The sequence below is a fragment of the Micromonospora sp. CV4 genome (genome assembly GCF_003667455.1).
In the GTDB taxonomy this organism is placed as follows: Bacteria; Actinomycetota; Actinomycetes; order Mycobacteriales; family Micromonosporaceae; genus Micromonospora.
The window spans coordinates 46,927-53,683 of sequence record NZ_RCVI01000284.1; the positions used below are offsets into that span (position 1 = coordinate 46,927).

At 74.3% G+C, this 6,757-nt stretch carries 8 protein-coding genes and 1 pseudogene; 5 read left to right on the forward strand and 4 right to left on the reverse strand.

Going from position 1 to position 6,757, the window contains the following annotated elements; all coding sequences use genetic code 11:
* Positions 1 to 84: 84 nt before the first annotated feature.
* A complete protein-coding gene (locus tag EAD98_RS18760) occupies positions 85 to 378 on the reverse strand; it encodes a WXG100 family type VII secretion target (RefSeq protein ID WP_121655356.1) in 294 nt (97 codons plus the stop codon).
* A gap of 21 nt (positions 379 to 399) precedes the next feature.
* Entirely contained in the window at positions 400 to 720 is a 321-nt protein-coding gene (locus EAD98_RS18765; protein ID WP_121655357.1) for a WXG100 family type VII secretion target, read from the reverse strand.
* Between the two features lie 532 nt (positions 721 to 1,252).
* Here EAD98_RS18765 and eccE point away from each other — a divergent pair.
* The 4 genes from eccE to rarD all read left to right on the forward strand — a co-directional run bounded on the left by eccE (position 1,253) and on the right by rarD (position 4,961).
* Positions 1,253 to 2,962: a type VII secretion protein EccE gene (eccE, locus tag EAD98_RS18770; protein WP_233583882.1), complete on the forward strand. Its 1,710-nt coding sequence runs from the start codon at positions 1,253 to 1,255 to the stop codon at positions 2,960 to 2,962.
* 61 nt (positions 2,963 to 3,023) lie between these two features.
* Positions 3,024 to 3,410: a phage holin family protein gene (locus tag EAD98_RS18775; protein WP_121655358.1), complete on the forward strand. Its 387-nt coding sequence runs from the start codon at positions 3,024 to 3,026 to the stop codon at positions 3,408 to 3,410.
* Positions 3,411 to 3,540: 130 nt separating this feature from the next.
* A complete protein-coding gene (locus EAD98_RS18780) occupies positions 3,541 to 4,017 on the forward strand; it encodes a GNAT family N-acetyltransferase (RefSeq protein ID WP_121655359.1) in 477 nt (158 codons plus the stop codon).
* 17 nt (positions 4,018 to 4,034) lie between these two features.
* The gene (gene rarD / locus EAD98_RS18785) at positions 4,035 to 4,961 is read left to right on the forward strand and encodes an EamA family transporter RarD (protein WP_121655360.1); all 927 of its coding nucleotides are present in this window, start codon (positions 4,035 to 4,037) and stop codon (positions 4,959 to 4,961) included.
* Positions 4,962 to 4,967: 6 nt separating this feature from the next.
* Here the strand turns inward: rarD and EAD98_RS18790 are convergent, their stop codons facing one another.
* The gene (locus EAD98_RS18790; RefSeq protein ID WP_121655361.1) at positions 4,968 to 5,666 is read right to left on the reverse strand and encodes an anti-sigma factor; all 699 of its coding nucleotides are present in this window, start codon (positions 5,664 to 5,666) and stop codon (positions 4,968 to 4,970) included.
* Complete coding sequence (locus tag EAD98_RS18795; RefSeq protein WP_109817284.1) at positions 5,663 to 6,178, reverse strand: sigma-70 family RNA polymerase sigma factor; 516 nt, start codon at positions 6,176 to 6,178, stop codon at positions 5,663 to 5,665. The genes EAD98_RS18790 and EAD98_RS18795 overlap by 4 nt, the downstream gene beginning before the upstream one ends.
* Before the next feature lie 239 nt (positions 6,179 to 6,417).
* Between EAD98_RS18795 and EAD98_RS18800 the strand changes: the two are divergent.
* A pseudogene (locus EAD98_RS18800) lies at positions 6,418 to 6,757 on the forward strand (hypothetical protein); the annotation flags it as partial.

Consider the following 6,757-nt stretch of genomic DNA (forward strand, 5'->3'; position numbering starts at 1 on the left):
CGGGCAGGGCCGGGGCGCCGACCCGGACACGGTCAGCGCTCCCGGCCCACCTCGGGCGACCGACACTTCGGAACACGTCCTACATCACTGGAACAGCCCGGTGTTCTTCTTCTCGGTGTCCAGATAGTCGGCGGCCGAGTCGCCCACCGCCAGCTTGATGTCGCGCAGCATCGCCTGGAGGTCCTGCGAGGCGGACCGCCACCGCGCCTGGCGCTGCTCATACGCCTGCCGGGCCTCACCCGTCCAGCTCGCCACCAGCGGTGCGGCGTCCCGTTCGAGCTGGCCGAGCTGCGAGTCGAGCGTGTTCAGCGCCTTCTGGATGTCCGCGCCGGCCTGCTGAAGCGCGGCGAAGTTGACGACCAGCACACCGTGGTCCATCGGATCTCCTCCCGAGTGGGGTCAGAGCGGCAGCTGGATGCCGCCGCGGTTGGTGCCGGCGACCCGGCTGGCCGCCTCGTCGTCCGAGACGTCGTACTGCCGGCCGGCGGTGCGGATCGCTCCGGAGGTCTCTCGCAGCGCCCGGTGCAGCGCCGCCTGGTCCTGTGACCACTGCTGCTTGACCTGCTCGAAGGACCGCCCGCCGGCGCCGCGCCAGGCCTGCTGCAACACCTCCAGCTCGGCCAGCAGGCCGGTCAGCATGGACTGCAACGACTGGTCCACCTGCTCGAACTTCGCGGCGGTCTGCTGCATCACCGCGGCTTCTGCCTGGGTCTGGGACACCCGGACGTCACCTCGTCTCCTCGGTCGTGACTGGCCGTCGACGCGCCCACCCTGGGGGCGCGCAGCTCGCGTGGCCCGGTCGTTGAGCACGGCTAACGCGGGTCAGCGAAGAACTTCGTGGCTGACGGTAGCGGCCCGGTAGCGGTTCTGCTACCCCTCGCGTCTCCCCTGTGGACAACCACGGACGACATCGGTCGCTTACGATGTGCCGCAGCCACGTCGCGGCGAGTGACGGGCCGCGGAAGCGGCCGGCCGCCCGGCACGATCCACTGCTCAAGGAGGCGCGGTGCCGGCGACAGCCACCGGAGAGCCGCATCCGGCGACTCCGGTCGGGTCCGGGCCGAGCGTCGGCGCGCCGTCGACCGGGCCAGGCGTTGCCGCGCCGGCGACCGGGCCCGGCATCGTCGCGCCGGCGACCGGGCCAGGCATCGTCGCGCCGGCGACCCGGCCAGAGGTCCTCCGCCGCCCGGCACCGGCCGCCCGTTGGGCCTTCCGCGGTCGGGGCGGGCGCACCGGGGTACGCGCCGGCCAGCTGGTCACCGGGCAGGTGGCGGTGGCGCTCGTCCTCGCCGCCCTGGGCGGGGGCGCACCGGCCACCCTCGCGGCCCTGCTGGCGGCTGTGCTGCTGGTGGCGACCTCCTGGGTCCGGTTCCGGGGGCGGTGGCTCTTCGAATGGCTGGGCACCGCCGCCGGGTACCTGACCCGCCGCCGCGCGCTGACCGGGCCGGCCGGCCCGGCCGAGCTGCTCGGCCTGGTCGCCCCCGGCACCGTGGTCCGCTCGACGGAGCTCTCCGGTGGGCCGGCCGCCGTGCTGGAGGACACCGACGGCATGGTGGCGCTGCTGGAGCTCGGCGACCCCGGCGACCTGCTCGGCGACGCGTCCCGAGCTGTCCCCGTGCCGTCCGCGCTGCTGCCGCCGACCGGGCCGGAGGCGCCGCCGCTGCGGATCCAACTGCTGCTCGCCGGAACACCCGCGCCGGTGCCGGCGGCGGGCGGCACGGTCGGCACGTCGTACCGGCAGCTCACCGACGGGAGGCTCGCCGGGCGGGAGCGGGCGGTGCTGGCGGTCCGGGTGCTGCGGGTGGACGGCTGGTCCGAGGAGGACCTGCGCCGGGTGCTCGCCGGCACGCTACGCCGGATCGTCCGCCGGCTGGGGCCGTTGACCGCCCGGCCGCTCGGTGTGCCGGCGGCGCTGCGCGTCCTGAGCGAACTGGCCCACCACGACGGGCATCCGGTGCGGGAGTCCTGGCCGGTGCTCCGGTCCCGTGCTCTGGTCCAGGCCACCTTCCGGCTGATCCACTGGCCGGCCGCCGACGGTGCGGGCGCGCGCCGGCTGGTGCCCCGGCTGCTCGCGCTGCCGGCGACCGCGACGACGGTGTCGCTCTGCGCGGGCCCGCCGCCGGCCAACGGCGGGAGCGGGGTGCCGACCGAGCTGACCGTACGCCTGGCCGCCGGAACGGCGACGGAGCTGACCGCCGCCGCCGAGGCGCTGGGCCGGCTGGTGACCGGCCTGGGTGGAGAGCTGAGCCGGCTCGACGGCGCGCACCTGGCCGGGCTGGCCGGCACACTGCCGCTGGCGCTCGCGACCCCGGGGCCGCGGTCGCGGCCGGCGCTGGACAACTGGGAGCTGACCCTCGGCGAGGCGGGGATGATGGTCGGCACGAACCGGCACGGTGGGGCGGTCACCGTACGGCTGTTCCGGCCGGAGAGCACCCGGGTGCTGCTGGTCGGCGGGGTGCGTGCCGCCCAGTTGGTGGCACTGCGCGCGATGGCGCTGGGCGCCCTGGTGGTTGTCCAGACCGGACGCCCCCGCGCCTGGGAGCCGTTCGTCCGGGGCGTGGGCGCGCCGGGCGGGACCATCCCGCTGATTCGGCCGGGTCGGCCGGTCGCCGACGGGGTGGGCACGGCGCTGCGGCCGTTGCTGCTGGTGGTCGACGCCGGACCGGTGCCGGCCGACACCGAGCCGGGTCCGCCCTGGCGGGCGACCCTGGTGGTCCGGGACGAGCTGACCCCGGCGGACGTGGACGCGCTGACCCGGGCCGACCTGGCGGTGCTGCAACCGCTGGACGCCACCGAGGCCGCGCTGGCCGGCACCGCGCTGGGGCTGGGCGGCTCGGCCGAGTGGTTGACGCGGATCCGGGACGACATGGTGGCCGTGGTGAACCGGCGTGCGCTGCGCTGGGCGCTGCTCTCCCCCACCCCGATCGAGGCGCAGCTCATCGGACGGCCCGCGCGACGCTGAACCGATCCGATCGTCGATCGGCGGGTTACGCCGCTGCCCGGTCCGTGGCACGATCCCCGCCATGGGTTTTCTGAAAGGGCTGCTGATTCGGCTGGCCACCACGGCGCTGGCCTTCTGGCTGGCCACACTCCTCATTCCGGGCATCACTCTGGAGTCGAACTCCACCGTCGAGACGGTCACCACGCTGCTCCTGGTGGCGGCGATCTTCGGCGTGGTCAACGCGGTGCTCCAGCCGATCATCAAGACCGTCGGTTGTGGCTTCTACCTCCTGACCCTGGGTCTCATCGCGCTGGTGGTGAACGGGCTGCTGTTCCTGCTCACCAGCTGGATCGCCGACCAGGCCGGGCTGCCGTTCTCGGTGGACGGCTTCTGGCCTGCCGCCGTGCTGGGCGCGCTCTTCGTGAGCATCGTGACCTGGGTGCTCGGCGCCATCCTCGACCGGGACTGACCGACCGGCGACGACCAGGATCGACCCGGAACGCCCGGGCTCCGGCCATGGCCGGAGCCCGGGCGTTCCGGTGACCAGAGTCCGGGAATTGGCCGGCGCGGGCTTCGGTCCTGGCGGCTAACGTCGCGGGGTGTTCTCGCTGACCCGCTCCGACGGCCACCTGCTCAGCACCGATCCCGCCCGGCTCGATCTGGATCGGGTGCACCGGTGGCTGTCCACCGACGCGTACTGGGCACTGGGCCGGGACCGGGAGACGGTCGTCCGGGCGTTCGCCGGTTCGCTGCCGTTCGGCGTCTACCGGCCCGGGGACGGCCGCCAGGTGGCGGTGGCCCGGGTGGTCACCGACGGCGCCACGTTCGCCTGGCTCTGCGACGTGTACGTGGACCGTCCCGCCCGCGGTCAAGGGTTGGGCGGCTGGCTGGCCGCCGGCGTCCGCGACCATCTGGCCGAGCTGGGCGTACGCCGGATCCTGCTCTGCACCAACGACGCGCACGAGGTGTACGCACGGGCCGGTTTCACTCCCCTGGACAACCCCACGAGATGGATGCAGCTCGACCGGCGTCCACCGGTGACCCCGGTCACCGGAAAGGAACAAAGAGCGGTTTGACCCCTTACGGTGGAGCCGTGACGCCACTCCGCCTGGGATACCTCTACGGCCTCAGCGCGTACCTGCTCTGGGGCTTCTTCCCGCTCTACCTCAAGCTGCTGCGACCGGCTGGTCCGTTGGAGATCCTCGCCCACCGGATCGTCTGGTCGGTGCTCTTCGTGGCCCTGCTGCTGGCCGCGCTGCGCAACGTCGGCTTCCTGCGGGCGTTGCTGCGCCGACCCTGGGCCCTGGCCGGGATCGTCGCCGCCGCCGCGCTGATCGCGATCAACTGGGGCACCTACATCTACGGGGTGAACTCGGACCGGGTGGTGGAGACGGCGCTCGGCTACTTCATCAACCCGCTGGTGGTGGTGCTGCTCGGGGTGACGGTGCTGCGGGAGCGGCTACGCCCGGCGCAGTGGGTGGCGCTGGGCATCGGCGCGTCGGCGGTCGCGGTGCTCGCCGTGGACTACGGCCGGCTGCCCTGGCTGGCCCTGACCCTGGCGTTCAGCTTCGCCGGCTACGGCCTGGTCAAGAAGCGGCTCGGGCTGCCCGCCGCGGAGGGCCTCTTCGTCGAGTCGGCGGTGCTGGCGCTGCCCGCGCTGGGCTACCTGGCCTGGCTGACCCGGCGCGCCGAGTCGACCTTCGGGCACGTCTCGGCCGGGCACACCGCGCTGCTGGTGCTGGCGGGCGCCGCCACGGCGATCCCGCTGCTGCTCTTCGCCGGGGCCGCCAACCGGCTGCCGCTGAGCAGCCTCGGCATGGTCCAGTACCTGGCGCCGATCCTGCAGCTCGGCTGCGGTGTGCTGATCTTCCACGAGCCGATGCCGCCGGCCCGCCTCGCCGGCTTCGCGCTGGTCTGGCTCGCCCTCGTCGTCTTCACCGCCGACGCCGTCCGCCAGTCCCGCCGCACCCGCACCCGCGCCCGGGCCGCCACCCCCCGAACCCCCGTGACCGCGCCTTGATCGGGCTCAGGGAACGGCGTAGGAGAGGACCGGGGTGCCGTCGGCGCGTTGCAGCTCGACGCTGACCAGCTCGGCGTCGGTGAACCGGGTGGCGCCGGTGAACTGGAGGGCGTCGCCCGGCGCGGCCAGCCAGGAACCGATCTGCTCGGTGGTGCCGTCGGGGCCACGCGCCACCAACCGGAAGGTGTACGCCTTGCCGTAGCCGGTCCGCGGGTCGTACCCGCAGCGCATGGTCACCTCGGTGCCCCAGTCGGTGCCGGTCAGCCCGATCTCGGCGTGCACCGGCCCGGCGGAGGCCACCGGCCGCATGGCGACCATCGACACCTGCGGCCCGGGGGTCCCCGGCGAGCCCGGGGTGCCGCGCAGCACCGTCGCGGTGCCCGCGCCGACCACCAGTGCCAACCCGGCGGCGACCAGCCCGGTCAGCGCGTACCGCCGGCGGGTGGCCCACCGCTCCCGACGCCGGCGGGCCCGGGCCTCCTCAAGCAGCGCGGGCACCCGGGGCGGGGCGGGCGGCGGCAGGAACTGCTCCAGACCCGCCGGGTCGAGGCGACCGAGCAACCCGGGCAGGACGGCGATCTCGGCGACCGCGTCCCGGCAGGAGGCGCAGCCGGCGAGGTGCCGCTCGTAGGCCGCCCGCTCGGCGGGGGCCAGGGCGCCCAGCACGTACGCGCCATCGTCGTGCGCGAACTCGCACCGGGTCATCCCGTCACTCCCATCTCAGCCAGGACCAACCGTAGTGACCGCAGCGCGTAGTGGGTGCGGGACTTCACGGTGCCCGGCGGCACGCCCAGCCGGGACGCCGCCTCGGCCACCGACCGCCCCTGGTAGAAGCACTCGACCAGCACCTCGCGGTGGGTCGGGCTGAGTCGGTTCAGCGCCTCGGCGACGGTCCACGCCTCCACGGCGCGCTCGGCCTCGTCGACCACCTCCGGCGGTTCAGGCATCTCGTCGGTGAACACTTCACCGACCCGGGTGGACCGCCGCCGCCAGGCGTCGATGGCCAGGTTGCGGGCGGTGGTGAAGAGCCAGGCGCGGACGGAGCCGCGCCGCGGATCGAGCGACTCCGGGTGCCGCCAGGCCCGCAGCAGCGTCTCCTGCACCAGGTCCTCCGCCCGCTGCCGGTCCCCGTTGACCAGGCGGAGGGCGTGTGCGTACAGCGCCTCCGCGTGCTCGTCGTGCAGCGCGCGCAGCAGTTGGGCGTCGTGGTCGCTGATGGCGGTCTCCTCACTTCCGGCGCGCGTCCGGCGGTGTGTCCGCTCGTGAATACGTGTGGTCACGCCGAACGGTTCAGCCCGAGGTCAGACCGGTCGCACCCGGCCGGTGCCCGTGGAGGTGTTCACGCCTGGTTCACATTGCGGTCGACGACCGCTCACCGCGTCCTCCTAGCGTCCGGCAGGTACGCCCGGCCATCGACAGATCCCGCGTGCCACCGACTTACCAGGAGGCTCCTTCCATGAGCGACCGTCCCCGGCTGCTCCCGCTGTTGGGCGCCAGTCGTCACGGCAGCCGTGACGCCATGACCTGTCTCTACCGCTGCGGAAACGCCTGTGACCACCCGGTCCCGAACACCTCCGACAACGCGTACTTCGGCGATGTGGTGAACGCGGAGGTCTCGCGGCGCGGCGTGGTCCGGGCCGGCGCGGTCGGCGCCCTGGTCCTCGGCTTCGGTGGTGCGGCGGCCGGCGCGCTGGCCGGCGCACCACCGAAGCCGCGGACCAGGGCGCCGACCGCGCCGGCCCGGACCACGCCGCGCCGCGCGACCTCCGCGTTCACCACATCGCCGCAGTACGCGT

Coding starts and splice junctions, on each gene's coding strand:
- EAD98_RS18760 (WP_121655356.1), bottom strand. CDS start 378: ATGGACCACGGTGTGCTGGTCGTCAACTTCGCCGCGCTTCAGCAGGCC.
- EAD98_RS18775 (WP_121655358.1), top strand. CDS start 3,024: ATGGGTTTTCTGAAAGGGCTGCTGATTCGGCTGGCCACCACGGCGCTG.
- EAD98_RS18790 (WP_121655361.1), bottom strand. CDS start 5,666: ATGACCCGGTGCGAGTTCGCGCACGACGATGGCGCGTACGTGCTGGGC.